This window comes from Pseudomonas sp. DTU_2021_1001937_2_SI_NGA_ILE_001, from assembly GCF_032463525.1.
Lineage (GTDB): Bacteria > Pseudomonadota > Gammaproteobacteria > Pseudomonadales > Pseudomonadaceae > Aquipseudomonas.
This window is the reverse complement of the sequence record NZ_CP135971.1, coordinates 3,253,994-3,276,976: the sequence shown is the minus strand read 5'-3', so window position 1 is coordinate 3,276,976 and position 22,983 is coordinate 3,253,994. Positions and strand designations below refer to the sequence as shown.

Here is a 22,983-nt window from a genome sequence, read left to right as displayed (position 1 = left end):
CAGGCAGCCCTCCCTCGTCAATAACAAATAGAGAGGTGACATGCATGTCTGGAAACCGCGGTGTGGTGTATCTCGGCGCTGGCAAGGTCGAAGTACAGAAAATCGATTACCCGAAAATGCAGGACCCGCGCGGTCGCAAGATCGAACACGGGGTGATTCTGCGGGTGGTGTCCACCAACATCTGTGGCTCTGACCAGCACATGGTGCGCGGTCGCACCACGGCGCAGGTCGGCCTGGTGCTGGGCCACGAGATCACCGGTGAGGTGATCGAGAAAGGCTCGGACGTCGAGAACCTGCAGATCGGCGACCTGGTGTCGGTGCCCTTCAACGTGGCCTGTGGCCGCTGCCGCTCCTGCAAGGAAATGCACACCGGCGTGTGCCTGACCGTCAACCCGGCGCGTGCCGGCGGTGCCTACGGCTACGTCGACATGGGCGACTGGACCGGTGGCCAGGCCGAGTACGTGCTCGTCCCTTACGCCGACTTCAACCTGCTGAAACTGCCTAACCGCGACAAGGCCATGGAGAAGATCCGTGACCTGACCTGCCTGTCCGACATCCTGCCGACCGGCTATCACGGTGCTGTCACTGCCGGTGTAGGCCCGGGCAGTACTGTCTACGTGGCCGGTGCCGGCCCTGTCGGTCTGGCGGCCGCTGCCTCGGCCCGCCTGCTGGGCGCTGCGGTGGTGATCGTCGGCGACCTGAACCCGGCGCGCCTGGCGCACGCCAAGGCCCAGGGCTTCGAAATCGCCGACCTGTCCAAGGACACGCCGCTGCACGAGCAGATCGCTGACCTGCTGGGCGAGCCGGAAGTGGACTGCGCGGTCGACGCCGTGGGCTTCGAAGCCCGTGGCCATGGCCATGAAGGCGCCAAGCACGAGGCTCCCGCCACCGTGTTGAACTCGCTGATGCAGGTTACCCGCGTAGCCGGCAAGATCGGTATTCCGGGCCTGTACGTGACCGAAGACCCGGGCGCGGTGGATGCCGCTGCCAAGGTCGGTGCCCTGAGCATTCGTTTCGGCCTGGGCTGGGCCAAGTCGCACAGCTTCCACACCGGCCAGACCCCGGTGATGAAGTACAACCGTGCGCTGATGCAGGCCATCATGTGGGACCGCATCAACATTGCCGAAGTAGTGGGCGTGCAGGTCATCAGCCTGGACGACGCGCCGCGTGGCTACGGCGAGTTCGATGCCGGCGTGCCGAAGAAATTCGTCATCGACCCGCACAAGATGTTCAGCGCCGCCTGATGTGAATAGGGCGCTTCAGCCGCGCGTTCATCGCGGCTGACGCGCCCCATAGGCGGCAGCAGTAGGAGCGGCTTCAGCCGCGATGCGGGTCAGCTAGACCGTTGGCGAGCTTGCTCGCGATGACTGCCTCAAGTACACACCCTATGCCGTGGTGTTCACGGCCCTGTCGCGAGCAAGCTCGCTCCAACAAAAGCTGAAGATCGTCTAACTGAGTTCATCGCGGCTGAAGCCGCTCCTACCGATGTTCTACAGATTCTGGAATTCCTGCCTGAGCTGCGCGATGCGCGTGTTCTTGTCCAGCCACAGCTGGTTCACCCACTCCTGCACCTGGCTGCGGAAGGCCGGGTCGTTCTCGTAGTCACCCTGCCACAGCGCCGGGTCGAGTTCGCGGGTGCGAATGTCGACGATCACCCTCGGCACCGTACCGCACAGCAAGTCCCAGAAACCTGGGGTCTTGCCTTCTGGATACACCACCGTCACGTCGAGAATGGCATCGAGCTGTTCTCCCATCGCCGCCAGTACGAAGGCCACTCCGCCAGCCTTGGGCTTGAGCAGGTGCTCGTAGGGTGATGCCTGTGCGCGGTGCTTGGCCGGGGTGAAGCGCGTGCCTTCCAGGTAGTTGACGATGGTCACCGGCTGGCGCTTGAACAGCTCGCAGGCGGCCTTGGTGATTTCCAGGTCCTTGCCTTTGAGTTCCGGGTTCCTGGCCAGGAAGGCCTTGCTGTAGCGCTTCATGAACGGATAATCCAGCGCCCACCAGGCCAGGCCCAGGAAAGGCACCCAGATCAGCTCTTTCTTGAGGAAGAATTTGAAGAACGGCGTGCGGCGGTTGAAGACCTGGATCAGCGCCGGGATATCGACCCACGACTGGTGGTTGCTGATCACCAGATAGGAGGTGTCGCGGCGCAGGCCGGCGTCGCCACGGATGTCCCAGCGGGTGGGAATGCACAGGGCGAAGATGCGCTTGTCGATCTCGGCCCAGGTTTCCGCGATCCACATCACCGCCTTGGAGCAGTGGTCGCGCATCTCGCCCTGAAACACCAGCTTGAGCAGGGCGAAGACCAGCAGCGGGCCGATCAGCGTCAGGGTGTTGAGCAACAGCAGAAGGGTGACGAAACAGCCGGTGAGCACGCGGCGCATAGCGATCTCTGCGATTCGGTAGGGGCAGTCATGATAAATAGACCGCCTTGAAGCGCCAATGACACAGATGCGCACAAATGTTTCCTGTGCGCGAACCATGCCCGGTGGCGCTGTCTAAAAACGGGCGCCAACCGGGCGCCTGACACCTGCAAGGAGTCCACCACGTGAAGAAGATTCTGGCGCTGTTGTCTGTGCTGGCATTGCCGGCGCTGGCTGCCGAACCGACCCTGTACGGTCGCTACGAATACATCAAGGTCCCCGAAGTGGGCCAGACCTTCAAGGCCAAGATGGACACCGGCGCACTGACCGCCTCGCTGTCGGCCAAGGACATCGAGCTGTTCCAGCGCGATGGCGAGCAGTGGGTGCGCTTCCGCCTGGCGGCCGAAGGCGCGAGCAACCAAGTGTTCGAACACAAGCTGGCGCGCATCAGCAAGATCAAGGCACGCGCCGAAGGCGATGATGAAGACGAGGACAAGGGCGAGATCGATCCGGCCAAGCGCCCGGTCATCGAGCTGAAGCTGTGCCTGGGCAAGCAGCAGCGTACCGTGGAGGTCAACCTGGTGGACCGCAGCCACTTCAACTACCCGCTGCTGATCGGTGCCAAGGCCCTGCGCGAGTTCGACGCCGCAGTGAACCCGGCGCGCCGCTACACCGCCGACAAGCCGCAATGCGATTGACGGCCACGCGCTGATCGCGCACCGTTCGCGCACTGTCCACCGGTGCCCGATGCCATGCCGCACATTCTGATCGTCGAAGACGAAGTCGCGATTGCCGATACCCTGGTCTACGCCCTGCAGGGCGAAGGCTTCACCACCACCTGGCTGAGCCTCGGCCAGGCGGCGGTGGAGCACCAGCGGGCCACGCCGGCAGACCTGGTGATTCTCGACGTGGGGCTGCCGGATATCAGCGGTTTCGAGGCCTGCAAGCAGTTGCGACGCTTCACCGAGGTGCCGGTGATGTTCCTCAGCGCCCGCAACGGCGAAATCGACCGGGTGGTAGGCCTGGAAATCGGTGCCGATGACTACGTGGTCAAGCCCTTCAGCCCCCGCGAGGTGGCGGCGCGGGTCAAGGCCATTCTCAAGCGCCTGTTGCCCCGCGAGCTGCCTGTTGTCGTCAATACGCCCGGGGTGTTCGAGATCGACCTGCCGCGTTACCTGATCCGCTACCGGGGCCAGCCGCTGACCTTGACCCGTCATGAATTCCGTCTGCTGCAATGCCTGCTGGATAACCCGCAGCGGGTCTTGAGCCGCGAACAATTGCTCGACGCCCTGGGCGTGCCCTGCGACGCCGGGTACGAACGCAATATCGACAGCCATATCAAGAGCGTGCGCGCCAAGTTGCGCGCCGTGGCCGCCGAGGCCGAGCCGATCCAGACCCATCGCGGCCTGGGTTACAGTTTCAGCCCGGACCACGCCTGAATGTCGCTGAGCATCCGCATCTTTCTGGTCTATGCGGCCTTCATTGCCCTGACCGGTTACTTCGTGCTCAGCACGGTGATGAAGGAAGTACGCCCCGGCGTACGCCAGTCCACCGAGGAAACCCTGGTGGACACCGCCAACCTGCTGGCCGAGATCTTCCGTCGCGATGTGCGCGACGGCACGCTGGGGCAGAGCCGCTTTAACGAGGTGCTGAGGGACTACGGCCTGCGCAAGCCGGGGGCGACCATCTGGGAGCTGCCCAAGGACCAGGTCAACAACCGCATTTACGTGACCGATGCCCGTGGCATCGTGCTGCTGGACTCCAGTGGCGAGGCCGTGGGCCAGGATTACTCGCGCTGGAACGACGTGTACCTGACCTTGCGCGGCCAGTACGGCGCCCGTTCGACACGCAGCGACCCCGACGATCCCAATTCTTCGGTGATGCATGTGGGCGCACCGATCCGCGACCAGGGGCGCATCATCGGCGTGGTGACGGTGGCCAAGCCCAACAGCTCGCTACAGCCCTACATCGAACGCGCCGAACGGCGCCTGCTGTGGTACGGCGGCGGCCTGATGGTCCTGGGGCTGTTGCTGGGCGCGGTATTCTCCTGGTGGCTCAGTTCGGCACTGCGCCGTCTGACCCGCTATGCCCAGGCCGTCAGCGAAGGGCGCCGTGCCGAGTTACCGCATTACCGTGGCGGTGAGCTGCAGCAGTTGTCTGGCGCGGTGGAACACATGCGCGTGCAGCTCGAAGGCAAGGCCTATGTGGAGCGCTACGTGCACACCCTGACCCATGAGCTGAAAAGTCCCCTGGCGGCCATTCGCGGCGCCGCCGAGCTGCTGCAGGACGAGATGCCGCCCGAGCAGCGCCAGCGTTTCGCCGGCAATATCGAAGATGAAAGTCGGCGCATGCAGCAATTGATCGAACGACTGCTGAACCTGGCGATGGTCGAGCAGCGCCAGGCGTTGGAAGAGCGGGTCAGCCTGCCGCTGGCCGAGCTGCTCGACGACCTGCTCGGCGCGCGGCAGCTGGCGGTCGAGCGCCTGGGCCTGCGGGTCGAGCGCCAGGTGGCCGCAGGCCTGGCTTTGCAGGGCGAGCGCTTTCTGCTCAGCCAGGCACTGGCCAACCTGCTGGACAACGCCCTGGACTTCACACCGGCCGGTGGCGTGCTGTGCATCGAGGCCGTGTCGTACGCTGGGCAGGTGCGCGTGAGCCTGTTCAACAGCGCCGCGCCGATTCCTGACTACGCACTGCCGCGCCTGTGCGAACGCTTCTATTCCCTGCCGCGCCCGCACACCGGGCGCAAGAGCACGGGCCTGGGCCTGAACTTCGTTGCCGAGGTGGTGCAGTTGCATGGCGGCGCGCTGCACATCGACAACGTCGAGGGTGGTGTACAGGTGGTCCTCGACCTGCCCTGAGCGGGCGCCTCTCCACACAAACTCCACGCAGCGCTCATGCTGCGCCCATACAGCCCTTGCAGACTGCCTCCCATCGCAATCAGGGAGAGTCCCTCATGAATCGAAGCCTGGCCATGAAGTTGGGCATGATCGCCTTGTTGATCATGCTGTTGTTGATCCCGCTGCTGATGATCGGCGGCTTGATCGGTGAGCGGCAGTTACAGCGTGACGGGGTGCTGGATGACATCGCCCGCAGCTCCAGTTACAGCCAGCAGATCACCGGCCCGCTGGTGGTGGTGCCATACCGCAAGACGGTGCGGGTCTGGAAGACCCACGCGCAGAACAACGAGCGCTATCAGGAAACCCAGACCGAGCGGGGCGAGCTGGTGTTCCTGCCTGAGCGCTTCGAACTCGATGGCAAGGTCAGCACCGAGCTGCGCTCACGCGGCATCTATGAAGCGCGGCTGTTCCATGCCGACAGCCGTATCAGTGGGTACTTTCAGTTGCCGGAAAAGCTCGGCCTGGAGGAGGGCTTCGACGACTACCGTTTCGAGCGCCCGTACCTGGCGGTGGGGCTGAGCGACGTGCGCGGCATCGAGAATGCCCTGAGCCTGCAACTCAACGATCAGACCCTGGCATTCGAGCCCGGCACCCGGGTGGCCCGCCTGGGCGATGGCGTCAGCGCCGACCTGCCGATGCTCGACGGCCACCAGGCCGCCCGCCTGGCATTCAGCTTCGACCTCAAGCTGCAAGGCACCGGCCAGCTCAGGGTCACGCCGGTGGGCAAGTCCAGCGAGGTCAGCCTGACCGCCGACTGGCCGCACCCGAGCTTCACCGGCAATTACCTGCCTGCGCAGCGGGAGGTTTCGGCGCAAGGCTTCACGGCACGCTGGCAGACCTCGTTCTTCTCGACCAACCTCGAAGAAGGGCTGCGCACCTGCCTGCATACCGAGAACTGTGAAGGGCTGTACGGGCGCAGTTTCGGGGTCAGCTTCATCGACCCGGTGGACCAGTACCTCAAGAGTGACCGAGCGATCAAATACGCTTTGCTGTTCATCGCGCTGACCTTCGCCGGGTTCTTCCTGTTCGAAGTGCTCAAGAGCCTGGCAGTGCACCCGGTGCAATATGCCCTGGTGGGGGCGGCGCTGGCGCTGTTCTACCTGATGCTGCTGTCGCTGTCCGAACACCTGGGCTTCGCCCTGGCCTACCTGGTGTCTGCCGCTGCCTGCGTGACGCTGATCGGCTTCTATGTCAGCCATGTATTGCGTGGCGCGCGCCACGGCGTGGGCTTCGCCGCAGGGCTGGCGGCGCTGTACGGCTTGCTCTACGGGCTGCTGAGTGCCGAGGACTACGCGTTGCTGATGGGCTCGCTGCTGCTGTTCGGCCTGTTGGGCGTGTTCATGGTGCTGACCCGCAAGCTGGACTGGTACGCCATCGCACCGGGTATCAAGGGTCGTACCGGGGAGCAGCCATGATGCGCACGCAAGGCCTGCTGCGCCAGGAGCGGGACCAGGCGCGCCGGTTGCTGGAGGAACTGCTCGGCCTGCTGCCCGCATCACCACGGGCAGCCTTGCCAGCGGTCAGGCCGAGGGCTGGGTGGCCTGCATCGAAGGGCGTTTGCTGACTTCGAAGTACCAGTTGGCCAGGCGTGGGTAGCTGTTGCGCCAGTTCAGGTCGGGCTGGCGGAAGTCCAGGTAGCCCAGTGCCGCCGCGACGCTGATGGCAGCGATGTCGAAGTTGGCCGACAGCTCGGTGATCGCTTCCTGCTCGAAATAGGTGAGGGTGCGCTCGATCTTGCGTTGCTGGCTGTCGAGCCAGGGCGCCCAGTGCAGCTCGGCGGGGCGCAGGGCGGTTTCGTAGCGGATCAGCAGGGCGGCATCGAGCAGCGCATCGGCCAGCGAGGCCAGGGTCAGGCGCCGCCAGCGGGCCGGGCCGTCGCGGGGGATCAGCGGCGTGTCGTCGTGCTGGTGATCGAGGTAATCGAGAATTACCCGGCTGTCGTGGATGACGTTGCCGTCGAGCAGCAGCAGCGCGGGGATCTTGCCGGCCGGGTTGTCGAGGTTCAGCTCCGCCGAAGGGCTGACCGGAGTCAGCGTGGTGGGTTTGAGATCGACCTTGTCGAGCTGCCCGGTTTCGCGCAGCAGGATGAGCACCTTGCGAGCAAAGGGGGAAGCCGGATTGGTGTATAGGGTCATGGCCGGTGCAGACATGGGCGTTCCTCGTATATGACACTCAATAGCCTAGCCAGCCCCTCGTGGCTCTGCAATCGGGCCAGGGTACGGCACTGCGCGGTTCAGAAGGAATGTGACAGCGTGCGCCTTTTCCACTGGTTCAACTGTTGCTCCAGACGTGCCGGGCTGTCGAGCTGCTGGCGCCGCGCGTAGCTGAACAGGATCAGCGCCAGCTCGGCGGTCACCAGGGCGTCGGCGCTGGCGTGGTGACGCTCTTCGGCGTACAGGCCGAAATGACGGGTCCAGTCGTCAAGGCCGGCCTTGCGCAGGTTGGCCTGCTCGCACAGCATCGGCGCCAGGTCGGCGACGTCCAGGAAGCTGTGTTGCAGGCGGTAGTCCAGGCTTTCCTTCAAGGCCCGGCCAAGCATGTGCTGGTCGAACGGCGCGTGGAAGGCCAGCACCGGGCTGTCGCCGAGGAACTCCATGAAGTCCAGCAGGGCCTCCACCGGGTCGCTGCCGGCGGCGATGGCGCTGGGTGCCAGACCGTGGATCAGCACGGCGGGGCTGACCTTGTGGTCGCTGCGCTGCAGGGTGCATTCGAACTGCTGGCCCAGGTCGATGGCGCCGTCTTCGATGACCACCGCGCCGATGGACAGCACCTGGTCGCGGTTCATGTTCAGGCCGCTGGTTTCCAGGTCGAGCACCACCCAGCGCTGCTCGCGCAGCGGGCGCTCATCCAGCGCGGCACGGGCGGGCAGGGCGGCGAGGCGCTGCTTCTGGGTGTCATCGAGAGTGGGTTTGCTGACGACGGGGCGCAGCCACTGGAACAGGTTCATAGTTGATAGCGCAGGCTGAGGCTGGTTTGCAGGCGCTGGGCCTGGCGAAAGGATTCGCGCAGGATTCGCCGGTCCAGATGGTTGAGGGTGTCCGGGTCGATGCGGTTGGAGTACGGCAGGTTTTGCCGGCTCTGCAGCTGGTGCTGCTGCATGCGGGTCTGCTGGATGAAGTGGTAGGCCTCTTCGTAGGCCGCGCCATCCAGCGGGTCGATGACTTCGCGCTCCACCAGCTGGCGCAGGCGCTCCAGGGTGTTGATGGCGTCGACGCCGTTGGCCAGGGCCAGCAGGCGCGCCCCGTCGACGAACGGCGTCAGGCCTTCGGTCTTGAGGTCCAGGGTGTCTTTGTCGCTGCCCTTGCGGGCCAGCACGAAGTCCTTGAAGCGCCCCACCGGTGGCCGCTGACGCAGCGCGTTTTCGGCCAGCATGCGCTGGAACAGGCGATTGTCGGCGACCTGGTCGAGGATCAGGCGACGCAGGTAGGCGCCGCCGCTCTCTTCGCCCCACACCACGCGCAGGTCGAAATAGATGCTCGAAGCCAGCAGGTTTTCGGGCGTCGCTTCACGAATGAACGCCGAGAAGCGCCGCGCCCACTCGCTGCGCGACAGGCACAGCTCTGGGTTGCCGGCCATGATGTTGCCCTTGCACAGGCTGAAGCCGCACTGCGCCAGGGCCTGGTTGATGCGCTCGGCGAGCGGTAGCAGGCGGGTGCGGAACTCTTCGGCCTGCGTGGCGTCTGTCGCTTCGAAGAGAATGCCGTTGTCCTGGTCGGTATGCAGGGTCTGCTCGCGCCGCCCCTCGCTGCCGAAACACAGCCAGCTGAAGGGAATGCCGGGGTCGCCCAGGTCTTCGAGGGTCAGTTCGATGACCCGGCAGACGGTGTGATCGTTGAGCAGGGTGATGATCTGGGTGATCTGCGTGGACGACGCGCCGTGCGCGAGCATGCGGTCAACCAGTTGCACGATGTCGCCGCGCAGGTGCACCAGGGTTTCGATACGCGGTGCGTTGCGAATGGTGCGCGCCAGGTGCACCAGGTCGACGCGTTGCAGGGAAAACAGGTCGCGCTCGGAGACCACCCCGCACAGGCGCCCGTCGCGTACCAGGCAGACATGGGCGATATGCCGGCCGGTCATGGCAATGGCGGCGTCGAAGGCGCTGGCGTCCGGGCTCAGGTAGAACGGCGACGGGCTCATGAACTGTTCGATGCCCTGGCTGAAATCGGCGCTGGCATCAGCCACCGCTTCGCGCAGGTCGCGCAGAGTGAAGATGCCCAGCGGCGCCTGACGCTCGTCGACGATCACGATGCTGCCGACCTGTTGCTCGTGCATCAGCTTGACCGCTTCGCGCATGGGTGTGCCGGGGCGACACATGACCGGGTGGCGCATGGCCAGTTCGCCGAGCCGGGTGTTCAGCGAGTACTGGGTGCCCAGAGTCTCTGCCGCGCGCTGCTGCACCTGCTGGTTGACCTGCTCCAGCAGGCTGCTGACCCCGCGCAGGGCGAAGTCGCGAAAGCAGGTGGAAAGGGAAAACAGTTTGATGAAGGCCTGCTTGTTCAGTTGCAGGCAGAAGGTGTCTTCGGCCGCCAGGTGTTCGGTGCGTGTGGCCCGTTCGCCCAGCAGTGCCGCCAGCGGAAAGCATTCGCCGGTGGTGATTTCGAAGGTGGTTTCGGTGCCGCGGCGTGCCGAATGCGGACGCTCGCCCACCACGCGACCCTGCTTGACGATGTGGAAGTGTTCCACAGGGCCGTCGGCGGGCTTGATGATGCTGTCGCCAGCCGCATAGAAGCGCAGCTGGCATTGCTCGACCAGATACGCCAGGTGCGCGCTTTCCATCTGGTTGAACGGAGGAAAACGTTGCAGGAACTGCATGGTGCCGTGGATGTTTTGCAGGACAGCGGTTTTTCCTGCCTCGGTGAAGGCATCTGCTTTACTCATGTCGTGCACCGCTTTTTTTGTTGTTCATGACCATGGTCGGTCGCTTGTCGTCCAGTGCCCATTGGACGTAAGTCTATAAGGATGCGAGCCGTGCAGGGCTGCCCAAGGAGTGGCGCGCCGGGTGAGTCAACCGCCTGGCAGCGTCACGGTTTGTTATTGAAGGATTGGCAGAATACGCCCAGGCAATGATGAGATTCCAATGACCGATCACGACATTCTCAGCGACGAGGAACTCGACGCCCTCCAGGAAGTGATGCTGACCCAGACCCGTGAGGTCGCGCAGCGGGTGCTCATCGTCGACGATGACCTGGATGCTCGCGAGCTGCTGGCTGAAATTCTCAACCTCCACGACATCAGTTGCATGACCGCGCCCGGCAGTGCCGAGGCCCTCGAAGTGCTGAACAGCCGCGAGTCCATCGGCCTGCTGATCACCGACCTGCGCATGGCGCCCTGCGACGGGATGGAGCTGATCCGCCGGGTGCGCGATTCGGCACGTGCCGAACTGCCGATCATCATCGTCTCCGGCGATGCCAGCGTGCGCGATGCCATCGATGCCATGCACCTGAGCGTGGTGGATTTCCTGCTCAAGCCGATCAACACCAAGCAACTGGTGAAGCTGGTCAGGCGCGAGCTGGGCATCAATGCCTGACAACCCCCGTAGAAGCGGCTTCAGCCGCGACAAGCTTGCGGGCTGAAGTCGTTTCTACGGGGGCAGTGCCCTAGCGGTTGGCAGCCTTGAACTCGCGGCGCCGACGGTGCAGCACCGGCTCGGTGTAGCCGTTGGGCTGGCGGGTGCCTTCAAGTACCAGTTCCAGCGCGGCCTGGAAGGCGATGTTGCTGTCGAAGTCCGGCGCCAGCGGGCGGTACGCCGCGTCACTGGCATTCTGCCGGTCCACCACCACGGCCATGCGCCGGAAACTCTCCAGCACCTGCTCGCGGCTGATCACGCCATGGCGCAGCCAGTTGGCGATGTGCTGGCTGGAGATGCGCAGGGTCGCGCGGTCTTCCATCAGGCCGACATCGTTGATGTCCGGCACCTTCGAACAGCCCACGCCCTGGTCGATCCAACGCACCACGTAGCCGAGGATGCCTTGGGCGTTGTTGTCCAGCTCGTTGCGCAGCTCGTCGGCACTCCAGTCGGTGTGCGGCGCCAGGGGAATGGTGAGGATGTCGCCCACCGACGCCGGTTCACGGCGCGCCAGTTCCGCCTGGCGGGCGAACACATCGACCTTGTGGTAGTGCAGGGCATGCAGCACCGCCGCCGTGGGCGAAGGCACCCATGCGGTGTTGGCCCCGGCCAGCGGGTGAGCGATCTTCTGCTCGAGCATCGCCGCCATCAGGTCGGGCATCGCCCACATGCCCTTGCCGATTTGCGCACGGCCCTGCAGCCCGCAGCGCAGACCGACGTCGACGTTGGAGTTCTCGTAGGCGCCAATCCATTTTTCGGCCTTCATCTGCGCCTTGCGCACCATCGGGCCGGCTTCCATGGAGGTGTGGATCTCGTCGCCGGTGCGGTCGAGGAAACCGGTGTTGATGAACACCACGCGTTCGCGGGCGGCCTGGATGCAGGCCTTGAGGTTGACCGAGGTGCGCCGCTCTTCGTCCATGATGCCGACCTTCAGCGTGTTACGCGGCAGGCCCAGTACGCCCTCGACGCGCTCGAACAGCAGGTTGGCGAAGGCCACTTCCTCGGGGCCGTGCATCTTCGGCTTGACGATGTACACCGAGCCGCTGCGGCTGTTGGCCCGCGAGGTGTTGCCCTTGAGGTCGTGGATGGCCACCAGGCTGGTAACCAGGGCGTCGAGAATGCCTTCCGGTACTTCCTGGCCGTCACGGTCGAGAATGGCGTCGATGGTCATCAGGTGGCCGACGTTGCGGATGAACAGCAGCGAACGGCCATGCAGGGTCAGCTCACCGCCGTCTGGCGTGGTGTAGCAGCGGTCGGGGTTCATGGTACGGGTGAAGGTCTGCCCGCCCTTGGTCAGCGTCTCGGCCAGGTCGCCTTTCATCAGGCCCAGCCAGTTGCGGTACACCAGGGTCTTGTCGGCGGCGTCTACGGCGGCAATGGAGTCTTCGCAGTCCATGATGGTGGTCAGCGCCGCTTCCAGGAGGATGTCCTTGACCCCGGCAGCGTCGGTCTGCCCGATGGGGCTGCTGGCGTCGATCTGGATTTCCAGGTGCAGGCCATGGTGCTTGAGCAGCACGGCGATCGGTGCGGCGGCATCGCCCTGGAAGCCGACCAGTTGTGTGGTGTCTTGCAGCAGGGTCTGGCTGCCGTCGCGCAGGGCCACCACCAGCTTGCCGTCGATCAGGTGGTAGGCGGTGGCATCGACGTGCGAGCCGTTGGCCAGCGGTACGGCTTGGTCGAGCAGGGCGCGGCCGAAGGCGATGACCTTGTCGCCGCGCACCCGGTTGTAGCCCGGCCCGCGCTGTGCGCCGCCTTCTTCACCGATGGCGTCGGTGCCGTACAGCGCATCGTATAGCGAGCCCCAGCGGGCATTGGCGGCGTTGAGGGCAAAGCGGGCGTTCATCACCGGCACCACCAGCTGCGGGCCGGCCATGCGGGCAATCTCCTCATCCACTCCGGTGGTGCTGACGTCCACGCTGCCGGGGTCTGGCAGCAGGTAACCGATGTCCTGCAGAAAACGCTTGTAGGCCGCCCCATCCAGCGGCTGGCCTGCGTGTTCGCGGTGCCAGGTGTCGATCCTGGCTTGCAGCTCGTCGCGCTTGGCCAGCAAGGCGCGGTTCTTGGGAGCCAGCTCGTGAATCAGTGCATCCGCCCCGGTCCAGAAGGCCGCGGCATCGACGCCGGTCCCGGGGACTGCTTCGTTCTGCACGAAGTCGAACAGGATCTTGGCGACCTGCAGGTCGCCGACTTGAACGTATTCAGTCATTGCACTTGCCTCACTCAGCTCAGCGGTGGAGCGCCCGGTTCGCGAGCACGAAAATTGGAAAGGGTTTACTTATGTAGTGCGCGCCGGGGAATACTACATGAGGAATGCGCGCGTGAAAATGCGACCAAATACGTCATTAAACGACTGGATTTTTCCATTGGGTCACGCATGTCGTGGCGACGTCGTGCGTTGGTTGGAGTTTTCCCTACTCAAGCCAATGCCGTTCGATGAGACCCGGTAGGAGCGGCTTCAGCCGCGAAGCGATCGCATGTTCACAACAGATGCGGTGAATTTCCCTGCGCTTTCGCGGCTAAAGCCGCTCCTACCGAGCCACCTGGCGCCTGACCAGACTGTCTTGCGCTCCCAGTGAGTCGGTTAACCTTCGGCACAGGCCAGGCCGCTAGGTCTGCCTATACTTGCCTGACAGCTTGCTGCGTACCCCCGTGCTCTAGCCAACAAGAGGAATTGCCTGTGGATCACTTGGTCGTCACCGTGGTTGCCCCTGACAAACCGGGGCAGGTGGAACGCATCGCCCACTGTATCGCCGAACAGGGCGGCAACTGGCTGGAAAGCCGCATGTCGCGCCTGGCCGGGCAGTTCGCCGGGATTCTGCGCGTCAGCGTGCCAGCAGAGCGCCACGCGCAATTGGTGGCCGCGCTGCACGAGCTGTCGGCCCACGACATTCGTGTGCTGCTCGCCGAAGACAGCGAACAGCAACCCGCCGCCAGCACGCCCATCCACATGTCGCTGGTGGGCAACGACCGCCCGGGCATCGTTCGCGACATCACCCGCCTGCTCGCCGGGCAGGGCGTCAACGTGGAGCGCCTGGTGACCGACGTACACACCGCCCCGATGAGCGGCGAGTGGCTGTTCCGCGCCAACGCCGTACTCGGCGTGCCCCACGGCCTGACCCTGGAAGACCTGCAGGCGCACCTGGAAACCCTGGCCGACGACCTGATGGTGGAGCTGCGCGAAGAGGAATGACACTGTACGGCGCCGAGACGCGAAGCTCGGCGCCGCCGTTATTCAGGTGGGCGTGGCTGCCCGGCGCAGGAGTGCCTGGAAGGGCGCGTCCTGAGTCAGGTCGACATGGCCGCCCAGCGTTTGCTGAAAGGCCGAGATGGCCTGCTCGATGCTGTTTTTGAGCGTCGCATAGGCTATGTCGACCACGGCGCTGGCCTGCGGCCCCAGAGCCCCGCTGATTGATGTATTGGCCCCAAGCCTGGCGGCCTCGAGGCGGGCCTGTTCTTCAGCCTGGTGCAGCGCCGGCAGGCGCGTCGCTTCCTCTTGCTCGCGCTGTGCTCGTTGCCTGGAGTCTTCGAGCTCCAGGCGAGCGCGTTGACGAGCTTCTTCCACTTGCCTGCGGGCCAGTTCACGCGCGGCCTCTTCAGCCTGTTGCTCGGCCAGACGGCGCGCGGCCTCCGCCGCCAGCCGTTCGGCATGCTGACGGGCCATTTCTTCGGCATGGCGTACGGCGGCCAAATGTTCCTCATGGCGCAGCCGCCCGACGATGGGCGCTACGCGCTGGGCGAACTCGTTCAGGAAGCGCGTGGACTCCAGGACAAAGTGGGCATTCTGGATCGACGGCAGAAGACCGATACCCGTGATGCCCTGGTTACGGTGGTGCAGGTAATGTTCGATGCCAGGCTTGGTGTAAGGCTGGTTGCCCAGAAACTGGCGGGCGTCGGCGATATCCTGCGGAGCAAGCTCGGCGTACTTCCTGTGCGCCAGTTGCTCGGCGGCGATACGGTGGCGGTCGACGACGTGTGAGCCGGGCAGGCCAGGGGTGTGCTCGACCAGCGCGCTGACCTCATGTTGCAGGAAATCAGGTAGCTGGCTGAAGTGATGGTGAAATTCTTCCATGAAGTGTGTCCTCGGTGTGATCGTGTGGTGTTGAGTGATTTCAGTGGTCGGAGCTGTCGCTGTCAGGCGCCTTGAAGCCCGGCTTGCCGTTTTGTGCGCGCCAGTCCTTGATGGACTTCAACACACCGTCAGGGCTGTCCTCCTGGTCGGCTGCGGGCCAGAAGATCAGGTCGGAGCCGGCAGGGTGTCCAGTCACTTTCCTGAAATGAGCTACGAACTTTGTTGTATAGCGATCCAGTGCTTTTCCAGACATGCCCTTCGGGGGTCTAAAGAGCGGGTCTATAAGCGCCCGGAACTCTTGTTCTGTATAATCTTCAAGTTTCTCTTTAAGGTTCATTTTTTTGTGCTCGGTGTAGTTCGATGTGTTGTTTGGGTGTCATGATGATCAAGTTATCGATGTCATACACTTCTCCACCTTTAGCGATTTCCTCGATGTGGTGAATCTCAAAGCGATCCCGTCCGCCTACTTTTCCCTGTTCGGATGTATAAGGCGCATTCGTCAATGCCATTCTGCGTATATTCGTCTCATCGAATTGCTGACTAAGCTCAGGATCACGAGAGACTGCCAACCACACCGCTTGCCTGAACTTGTCAAAACTCGCAAAGCGTCGCCCCCTTAGCTGATCCGCGATATGCGCCGGTAACGGCGCGCCCTGGCCATGAGCCGCTTCGCCCAGCCAGGTGCCGGTCACCGGCTGTCCATAGCCCGTGGCAACGCCCGGTAGACGACGCGGGTCCTTGAACAGCAGGTAGGTGTTCGGCAGGCCGGAGCCTGGTGGGAACACCAGGATGTAGTCGTCTGGTGCGAGGGTGACACCGGGCAGGCTGGTGGCCCAGGCCGGTTGTGGCTCTAGGTCCTGGCCGGGGTCGGCAGGTAGCGCGGGCTGCTGGCCGGGAAACCAGGTGGAACTGTCGGCCGGCTTGTGTAGTGGAGTCCAGATCAGTGCCGGTGTCGTGTCGCCGTCACGGATGAACTCATAGGTATTGTTCTGAAGGTTGTGCGTGACGTTTCGCACGCGCACGCGCTGGCCGGCTTCCAGCCCGTCGGCAAGTGTCCAGCGCGTGATGGCGCCGGCGCCTTCGTCGACCTCGACCAGCCGATAAGGAACCGCGATGCTGCCCCGCGTGTTGCCGACATGTTGCAGATCGACCGCGTCGCTCAGGCCCAACTGAGAGACCGGGCTGGCCAGGATCGGGCTGGGCAGCTCGGCGTCTGCCAGGCTGGGTGAGTAGGCCAGCAGGGAAAAGGCCGATGGTCTTTTCAGCGCTTCGCGCGCGGCCTGGTAGAACAGCTGCTTGCCGATCTGCGTGGCCCTGTCCAGGGCGTCGCTGGAGGCTGGAGCGTTTGCCGGGTGGTCCGCCGTTGCAATCAGCGACCACAGGCGATCCAGTACCGTTGGCGCGGGTGGCGCATCGACAGGCAGGCGTTGCGCGGCCTGTGCTGCCTGCCAGGCTTGGGCGTGGCGTGCCGAGAGCGCTGCGCTGCGGTGCTCCAGGTACACCACAGCCTCGGCCAGCAGCCGGGTTTCGTGGGCGTTGTCGTGTGCCTGCAGCCAGGTCTGGTGGGCCTGCTCGACCCGGGCAGCCTCCCCCAGGCTGCGACTGGCCAGGTAGTGCCGGTATTGCTCAGGCGTAACGGTCGCCAGCTCGGCCTGCCAGTGTTGCGCCTTGAGGTTGCGTTGCTGCAGTTCGGCCTGCTTCTGCGCCAGCAGGTAGTTGATCCTGGTTTTCTCCTCCAGGATCGGGTCCGTGGCCGTCGAAGTACCGAACAGGTCGGCCAGGAAAGGTGTCAGTGCATCGAGCTCTGCGTTCAGCTCGGTGGGCTGGTCGACACTGGCTTGCTCAAGGTGGCGGACGAGTTCGGACTGGAACGTTTGAAAGCTGCTGCTGCGGCTATCCAGCGCCTGTTGCCAGGCCTGCTCGCGCTGTGCACGAGCCTGGGCTTCGGCTTCGAGGCGTGCTTGCTCAGTCAGACGGGCCTGTTCGGCTAGACGCGCCTGCTCGGCCAGTCGTGCCTGCTCCTGCGCATGGGCCAGGGCTTCGGCCTCGGCTTGAGCACGAGCCTGCGCTTGCGCGACCGCCTGGGCCATGGCCAGCTTGCGTCTGCGTTTACTGCCTCGTGACGAACCGGTATTGCTGAAGAATCCACCGGATGGTCCGGCGTGGATCATCCAGCCGCCACCTATGTTGCGGCCCGTAGGAAGTGGGTCTGGCTGGTTCGGGGTGATAATGACAGGTGGAAGTTCCAGGGGGTGCCCGGACGTACCATTTCCTTTTTTCATTTCTTTCCATCCTGGAAATATGGCCGTGCGGGTTCGTGGCGCGGAAAGTTATTCCGGACCTTGATAGGCACGTGCCGTATTGATGAGGTTTTATTGATGGCGGACGTATAAAGCCGTTATCCATCGACCGGTTCAGGATGAAATGAATGCGTTGATAAAGTGCGGTACTTAGTTATCTTGTTTTAGCGTCATTTGATGATTAATTGAGTTGGGGGAGCCGCTTTTAATACCAATACTGGTCAATTAGACCGTTGGAGCGAGCTTGCTCGCGATGGCTGCGTCACGTTCACAGCAGATTCATGGAGTTTACTGACCTGTTCGCGAGCAAGCTCCAACAAAAGCCGAAGAGCTCTTAACTGACCAGTATTAGCTTTAGCCGCGAAAGCGCCAGAAGAATCACTGCCCCTGTTGTGAGTTGCCGCACGGGTCGGGACTCATAGGGGCTGAAGAGCGGAGCCAAGGTTATTCAGGCTTTTCCTGCATACCCCTGTGGATAACCTGGGGAGTCAAGGCGTTGCGCCTTGCGGGGTAAGGCTTGGCGGGGATTGGTCAAAAAAACGGCAATTACCCCCCGCTTGTGCACAATTAGCTTGAGCGAGGCTGTGGATAAGCTTGGGGCAAGCCCTTGCAGGCCTTGTTTATCAAGGGCTGCAAGGGTTTGTTCGTTTTTTGATCAGCTGATTTTGCGCAGTGACCACCAGGCATCCACGCTGTACACCGCCAGGCCAGCCCAGATGAATGCGAAGGCCGCCAGGGTAGAAGGCGCCAGGTGTTCGCCATAGACCAGCACCGCCAGCAGCATCACCAGGGTGGGGGCGATGTATTGCAGGAAGCCCAGCGTGGCATACGGCAAGTGACGCGCGGCGGCGTTGAAGCACACCAGCGGCACCAGGGTCACCGGGCCGGCGGCGGCCAGCCAGAAGATCATCGGGCTGTGGACAACTTCAGGGGTCAGGCTGCTGGCCTCCGGGTGCAGCAGCAGCCAGCCCAGTGCCAGCGGCACCAGCAGCCAGGTTTCCACCACCAGGCCGGGCAGGGCGGCTACCGGGGCCTGCTTGCGGATCAAACCGTAGAAGCCGAAGGTCAGCGCCAGGCTCAAGGACACCCAGGGCAGGCTGCCGACGTGCCATACCTGCTGGGCCACGCCCAGGGTCGCCAGGCCCACGGCCAGCCATTGCAGGCGGCGCAGCCGCTCACCGAGCAGCAGCAGGCCCAGCAGCACGTTGACCAGCGGGTTGATGTAGTAGCCCAGGCTGGCTTCGAGCATGCGCTCGTTGTTTACCGCCCACACGTAGATCAGCCAGTTGCTGGCGATCAGCGTGCCGCTGAAGGCCAGGATCGCGAAGCGCTGCGGGTGGGCGCGCAGTTCGCGGAACCAGCCGGGGTGTTTCCATACCGCCAGCAGCAGCGCACCGAACAGCGCGGACCACAGCGCGCGGTGGATGATGATTTCCAGGGCCGGCACCGACTGGATGAGTTTGAAGTACATGGGGAACAGGCCCCAGATGATGTAGGCCGACAGGCCCAGAATGTAGCCGTGGCGCGGGTTGGCAGTGTGCATTGCAAAGTCCTTGTAACCGACATCTTGTGATTGTGGTGGTGGGCGCCGTCGGCAGGCGCCGGATGGATCAGAAGCGTTTCAGCGGTTCTTCGCGCAGGGCGGCGAGCTGTTCGCGCAGGGCCAGGATGTGGTCGCCCCAGTAGCGCTCGCTGCCGAACCACGGGAAGCTGTGCGGGAAAGCCGGGTCGTCCCAGCGGCGTGCCAGCCACGCGCTGTAGTGCATCAGGCGCAGGGCACGCAGCGGTTCGATCAGTGCCAGCTGGCGCGGTTCGAAGTCGTGGAACTCGTCGTAGCCGTCGAGCAGTTCGGCCAGCTGGGTCATGCATTCCTGGCGGTCACCGGCGAGCATCATCCACAAGTCCTGCACTGCCGGACCCATGCGGCAGTCATCCAGGTCGACGATATGGAAGACTTCGTCGCGGCAGATCATGTTGCCGGGGTGACAGTCACCGTGCATGCGGATGTTGTCGTGTGGCGTGGCGGCGTAGGCGTCTTCGATGCGCTTGAGCAGGTCGCGGGCCACCGACTCGTAGGCCGGCAGCAGGTCGCGGGGAATGCAGCCGTTGTCGAGCAGGTAGTTCACCGAGTCGTGGCCGAAGTTCTGCACGGCCAGGGTTTCACGGTGTTCGAACGGGCGGGTGGAACCGACGGCATGCAGGCGGCCGAGCAACTGGCCCAGGCGGTACAACTGGTCAAGGTTGCCCGGCTCCGGAGCGCGGCCACCGCGACGCGGGAACAGGGTGAAGCGGAAATCGCCGTGTTCGAACAGGGTACGGCCCTGGTGCTCCAGGGGCGCAACCACCGGCACCTCCACGGCTTGCAGTTCGGCGGTGAAGCGGTGTTCTTCGAGAATCGCCTCGTTGCTCCAGCGCCCGGGGCGATAGAACTTGGCGATCAGCGGCTGCTCGCCTTCGATGCCCACCTGGTACACACGGTTTTCGTAACTGTTGAGGGCCAGGACCCGGGCATCGCTGAGAAAGCCGATGCTTTCCACGGCATCGAGAACCAGGTCGGGGGTGAGTGCTGCGAAAGGATGAGACATGCGGGCTCCTATGCGCAACGAACCGCTGCGTAGACCGCTGATGGTAACGCAGGCGGCGGTGTCGTCGCAGCCGATTGGCCGGCACAGGTAGCGGCAAATTCGCCGTTACAGCAGTTCACCCTGTGGGAGCGGCTTGAGCCGCGAAAGGCTTCCCGGCTGAAGCCGGTCCCACAGGGTGGCGAAACCGGCGTCATGCTCGCATCCGGTGTCGGTTTTTTCGCGAGCAAGCTGGCTCCAACAAAAGCCGGCCTCTTCGCGAGCACGCTGCAACAAGAGCACAGGCGCGCGATTCACCTGCGTGTTCAGGCGCCGATGATGCCACCGTCGTCGCGGGTGATCGCCATCACCGAGGAGCGTGGCTTGCCGTTGGGCAGGTGCTCGGGGAAGGTCGAGCCGCCGTTCTCGCCTGGGTGCTGGATGCCGACGAACATCGTCTTGTAGTCCGGCGCAAAGCTGATGCCAGTGACCTCGCAGCCGATCGGCCCGACCATGAAGCGGCGAATCTCGCCGCTGCGCGGGTCGGCGCAGAGCATCTGGTTGTTGCCCATGCCGGCGAAGTCGCCCTTGTCGCTGGTGTCGCCGTCGGTGAGGATCCACAGCCGCCCGGCGGCGTCGAAGCCCAGGCCGTCGGGGCTGTTGAACATGTTCTGCGCGGTGACGTTACTGGAACCGCCTTGCGGCGTGCCGGCATGCACGGTCGGGTTGCCGGCGACCACGAACAGGTCCCACTCGAACTCCATGGCCGAGGCGTTATCGCCGGCTTCACGCCAGCGCAGGATCTGCCCGTACTGGTTCTTCGCCCGCGGGTTGGGGCCGCCGACCGGTTGGCCGTCGTCGCCGCGTTTGACGTTGTTGGTCAGGGTGCAATACACCTGGCCATCCTTGGGGCTGACCACGATCCACTCCGGGCGGTCCATGCGCGTGGCCTTGACCACGCTGGCAGCCATGCGGGCATGAATCAGCACTTCGGCCTGGTTGTTGAAGCCGGCGGCGGCGTCCAGGCCGTTCTTGCCGTGGATCAGCTCGATCCAGCGGCCCTTGCCCTTCGGATGGTCCGGGTTGCCGTCGCCGCCATCGAACTGCGCCACGTACAGGGTGCCGTGGTCGAGCAGGTCGCGGTTGGCCTTGGCGTCCTTGTGGTTGATCTTGTCGCGGCTGATGAACTTGTAGATGAACTCGCCGCGCTCGTCGTCGCCCATGTACACCACGGCGCGGCCACCGCGGGTTTCCGCCAGGGCCGCGTTCTCATGCTTGAAGCGGCCCAGGGCGGTGCGCTTGACCGGTGTGGACTTGGGATCGAAGGGGTCGATTTCCACCACCCAGCCGTGACGGTTGATCTCGTTGGGGTTCTTCGCCACGTCGAAGCGTGGGTCGTGCACGTGCCAGTTGATCTCCTTGCTGGCGGCCACCACGCCATAGCGCTTCATGCCGGCGTCGAACTTCTGCTGCGGGTCGCTGCTGCCGAAGCAGTCGGTGAAGTTCTCTTCGCAGGTCAGGTAAGTGCCCCACGGGGTCTTGCCGTTGGCGCAGTTCTGGAAGGTGCCCAGCACATGGCGGCCGCTGCTGTCGGCGGCGGTCTTCAGCCATTCGTGGCCAGCGGCGGGGCCGCTCAGGGTGATCGGCGTGTTGCCGTGGATGCGGCGGTTGTAGCGCGAACCCTGGACGAACTGCCACTGGCCTTTGACGCGCTGGATCTCGATCACCGAGACGCCTTCGGCGGCCAGGGCCTTGCGCACTTCCTCGGCGGAAGCCGGTTCCTTGCCGTGTTCGTAGAGGTAGCGGTAGTTGGTGTATTCGTTATTGATCGCCAGCAGTGCGTGGTCCGGCTTGCCGGGGATCGGGAACAGGCTCATGCCGTCGTTGTTGTCACCGAACTGCACTTCCTGAGCTTCAGCCGTGCCTTTGCCAGAGGGGGCGAAGGCCGGGCCATCGGCGTGCAGCGGCTGGCCCCAGCTGATCAGTACGTTGGCCTTGTAGCCGGGCGGCAGGCTGATGTTGTCGTCGCCGCTGGCCTTGATGCCGGTGAAGCCCAGCAACTGGCTGTTGCCTTCGCTGACACCCACGGCCAGGGCGCTGCGGCTGAGCAGGTCGCCGCCGAGGAACAGCGCCGCACCACACAGGGTTCCGGCGCCGATGAAGCTGCGGCGGGTGAGGCCAACCATCTTCTCGAGGTCGGTGGATTGGTGGTCTTTTAATAGTTTCATCATCACGGCTCCCACGAATATGGCCGTAACATTAAGTGACCGTCATGACGAAATTGTGTCGACCGGGTGACGACAACTCCCCCCTACACCACCGTACCCAACAGCACCTGGGCCGGTGCGAACTGCGCGACCACGCCGCTGCCGGCCCTGAGCCCCAGCGCATGCAGGCGGGCCGGCGCGGCCAGGGCGCAGAGCACCTGGCCGCTGGGCAGCGCGATGCGCACTTCGCTGGGGCCGCCATGGGCTTCGACCACGGTGTCGATCTCGCCGTGCAGGGCGTTGTAGCCGGCCGCAGGCGCGTGATCGGCGGCCAGCAGGTCGAGCCAGCCGGCCTTGATCAACGCCATCACTTCGGCGCCGGGACGCAGCTCCAGGCGCTGGCTGCTGTCGTGGGTGATCTGCGCGTCGATCAGGCCACCACCGGCCAGCTCCAGGCTGACCAGGTCGTTGAGGCCCTGGCGCTGAATGTCCTTGATGTGCCCCAGCAACTGGTTACGGGCACTGGTGCGCAGGGTCAGGCGGCTGAGCAGCTCCAGGTCGGCGCCGTCTTCGGCGGCTTCCAGCAGCTGGGTTTGCAGCGCTTGCAGGCGTTGGTACAGACGCAACACGCGTTCACCTTCCGGCGACAGCTTGGCGCCGCCACCGCCGCGCCCGCCGACGCTGCGCTCCACCAGCGGGTGGTTGGACAGGTTGTTGAGTTCATCGATGGCATCCCAGGCGGCCTTGTAGCTCAGGCCGGCGCTCTTGGCGGCGCGGGTGATGGAGCCCTGTTCGGCGATGTGCTGCAACAGGGCCAGGCGTTGCGGGCGACGGACGATGTACTGGCTTAGCGAGGGCGATAGCGACATGGGTACGGCTGCATGGCGGGTGATGGCGTGAGTCTAGGGTAATCCCGGCTAAAGCCAATACCGTTCGCTTAAGCGGCATGTGGCCCGGTGGGAGCGGCTTTAGCCGCGAAAGCGCCAGGAAAATCACTGCATCTGCTGTGAACAGGCGGTC

19 protein-coding genes are annotated in these 22,983 nt (G+C 64.2%); 7 read left to right on the top strand and 12 right to left on the bottom strand.

Going from position 1 to position 22,983, the window contains the following annotated elements; genetic code table 11:
* Positions 1-44: 44 nt before the first annotated feature.
* On the top strand, positions 45-1,244 hold the full coding sequence (gene fdhA / locus RRX38_RS14050) for a formaldehyde dehydrogenase, glutathione-independent (protein WP_295472701.1): 1,200 nt from the start codon (positions 45-47) through the stop codon (positions 1,242-1,244).
* Positions 1,245-1,490: 246 nt separating this feature from the next.
* Here the strand turns inward: fdhA and RRX38_RS14045 are convergent, their stop codons facing one another.
* A complete protein-coding gene (locus RRX38_RS14045) occupies positions 1,491-2,384 on the bottom strand; it encodes an acyltransferase (protein ID WP_315959634.1) in 894 nt (297 codons plus the stop codon).
* Positions 2,385-2,548: 164 nt separating this feature from the next.
* Here RRX38_RS14045 and RRX38_RS14040 point away from each other — a divergent pair, with 164 nt between their 5' ends.
* The 4 genes from RRX38_RS14040 to creD all read left to right on the top strand — a co-directional run bounded on the left by RRX38_RS14040 (position 2,549) and on the right by creD (position 6,675).
* A complete protein-coding gene (locus RRX38_RS14040; RefSeq protein WP_295472705.1) occupies positions 2,549-3,061 on the top strand; it encodes an ATP-dependent zinc protease in 513 nt (170 codons plus the stop codon).
* Between the two features lie 54 nt (positions 3,062-3,115).
* A complete protein-coding gene (gene creB / locus RRX38_RS14035; protein ID WP_315959633.1) occupies positions 3,116-3,802 on the top strand; it encodes a two-component system response regulator CreB in 687 nt (228 codons plus the stop codon).
* Positions 3,803-5,221, top strand: coding sequence for a two-component system sensor histidine kinase CreC (gene creC, locus RRX38_RS14030; protein ID WP_315959632.1), 1,419 nt, complete (start codon positions 3,803-3,805; stop codon positions 5,219-5,221).
* 95 nt (positions 5,222-5,316) lie between these two features.
* Positions 5,317-6,675: a cell envelope integrity protein CreD gene (gene creD / locus RRX38_RS14025; RefSeq protein ID WP_315959631.1), complete on the top strand. Its 1,359-nt coding sequence runs from the start codon at positions 5,317-5,319 to the stop codon at positions 6,673-6,675.
* Between the two features lie 105 nt (positions 6,676-6,780).
* Here creD and RRX38_RS14020 read toward each other — a convergent pair whose 3' ends face one another.
* From RRX38_RS14020 to RRX38_RS14010, 3 genes are all read right to left on the bottom strand, one after another.
* Entirely contained in the window at positions 6,781-7,410 is a 630-nt protein-coding gene (locus RRX38_RS14020; RefSeq protein WP_315959630.1) for a glutathione S-transferase family protein, read from the bottom strand.
* 83 nt (positions 7,411-7,493) lie between these two features.
* Positions 7,494-8,207 (bottom strand): PolC-type DNA polymerase III, encoded by a 714-nt coding sequence (locus RRX38_RS14015; protein WP_295472715.1) that lies wholly within the window; start codon positions 8,205-8,207, stop codon positions 7,494-7,496.
* Complete coding sequence (locus RRX38_RS14010) at positions 8,204-10,138, bottom strand: DUF294 nucleotidyltransferase-like domain-containing protein (RefSeq protein ID WP_315959629.1); 1,935 nt, start codon at positions 10,136-10,138, stop codon at positions 8,204-8,206. The genes RRX38_RS14015 and RRX38_RS14010 overlap by 4 nt, the downstream gene beginning before the upstream one ends.
* A 199-nt stretch (positions 10,139-10,337) precedes the next feature.
* Between RRX38_RS14010 and RRX38_RS14005 the strand changes: the two genes are divergently transcribed.
* Positions 10,338-10,787 (top strand): response regulator, encoded by a 450-nt coding sequence (locus RRX38_RS14005; protein WP_315959628.1) that lies wholly within the window; start codon positions 10,338-10,340, stop codon positions 10,785-10,787.
* 70 nt (positions 10,788-10,857) lie between these two features.
* Here the strand turns inward: RRX38_RS14005 and RRX38_RS14000 are convergent, their stop codons facing one another.
* Positions 10,858-13,032, bottom strand: a complete 2,175-nt coding sequence (locus tag RRX38_RS14000) for a malate synthase G (protein WP_315959627.1) — start codon at positions 13,030-13,032, stop codon at positions 10,858-10,860.
* A gap of 471 nt (positions 13,033-13,503) precedes the next feature.
* On the opposite strand from RRX38_RS14000, the gene RRX38_RS13995 reads away from it, so the two are divergent.
* The gene (locus tag RRX38_RS13995; protein WP_315959626.1) at positions 13,504-14,016 is read left to right on the top strand and encodes a glycine cleavage system protein R; all 513 of its coding nucleotides are present in this window, start codon (positions 13,504-13,506) and stop codon (positions 14,014-14,016) included.
* Positions 14,017-14,058: 42 nt separating this feature from the next.
* Here RRX38_RS13995 and RRX38_RS13990 read toward each other — a convergent pair whose 3' ends face one another.
* From RRX38_RS13990 to RRX38_RS13960, 7 genes are all read right to left on the bottom strand, one after another.
* Positions 14,059-14,895 (bottom strand): hypothetical protein, encoded by an 837-nt coding sequence (locus RRX38_RS13990; RefSeq protein ID WP_295472725.1) that lies wholly within the window; start codon positions 14,893-14,895, stop codon positions 14,059-14,061.
* Positions 14,896-14,935: 40 nt separating this feature from the next.
* Positions 14,936-15,232, bottom strand: coding sequence for a bacteriocin immunity protein (locus RRX38_RS13985; RefSeq protein ID WP_315959625.1), 297 nt, complete (start codon positions 15,230-15,232; stop codon positions 14,936-14,938).
* On the bottom strand, positions 15,222-16,985 hold the full coding sequence (locus RRX38_RS13980; RefSeq protein ID WP_315959624.1) for an S-type pyocin domain-containing protein: 1,764 nt from the start codon (positions 16,983-16,985) through the stop codon (positions 15,222-15,224). Before RRX38_RS13980 ends, RRX38_RS13985 begins: the two co-directional genes overlap by 11 nt.
* 865 nt (positions 16,986-17,850) lie before the next feature.
* Positions 17,851-18,738, bottom strand: a complete 888-nt coding sequence (gene rarD, locus RRX38_RS13975; protein ID WP_295472730.1) for an EamA family transporter RarD — start codon at positions 18,736-18,738, stop codon at positions 17,851-17,853.
* Positions 18,739-18,805: 67 nt separating this feature from the next.
* Positions 18,806-19,780: a serine/threonine protein kinase gene (locus RRX38_RS13970; RefSeq protein WP_315959623.1), complete on the bottom strand. Its 975-nt coding sequence runs from the start codon at positions 19,778-19,780 to the stop codon at positions 18,806-18,808.
* Between the two features lie 302 nt (positions 19,781-20,082).
* The gene (locus RRX38_RS13965) at positions 20,083-21,984 is read right to left on the bottom strand and encodes a PhoX family phosphatase (protein ID WP_315959622.1); all 1,902 of its coding nucleotides are present in this window, start codon (positions 21,982-21,984) and stop codon (positions 20,083-20,085) included.
* Between the two features lie 83 nt (positions 21,985-22,067).
* On the bottom strand, positions 22,068-22,832 hold the full coding sequence (locus RRX38_RS13960; RefSeq protein ID WP_315959621.1) for a TOBE domain-containing protein: 765 nt from the start codon (positions 22,830-22,832) through the stop codon (positions 22,068-22,070).
* Positions 22,833-22,983 lie beyond the last annotated feature (151 nt).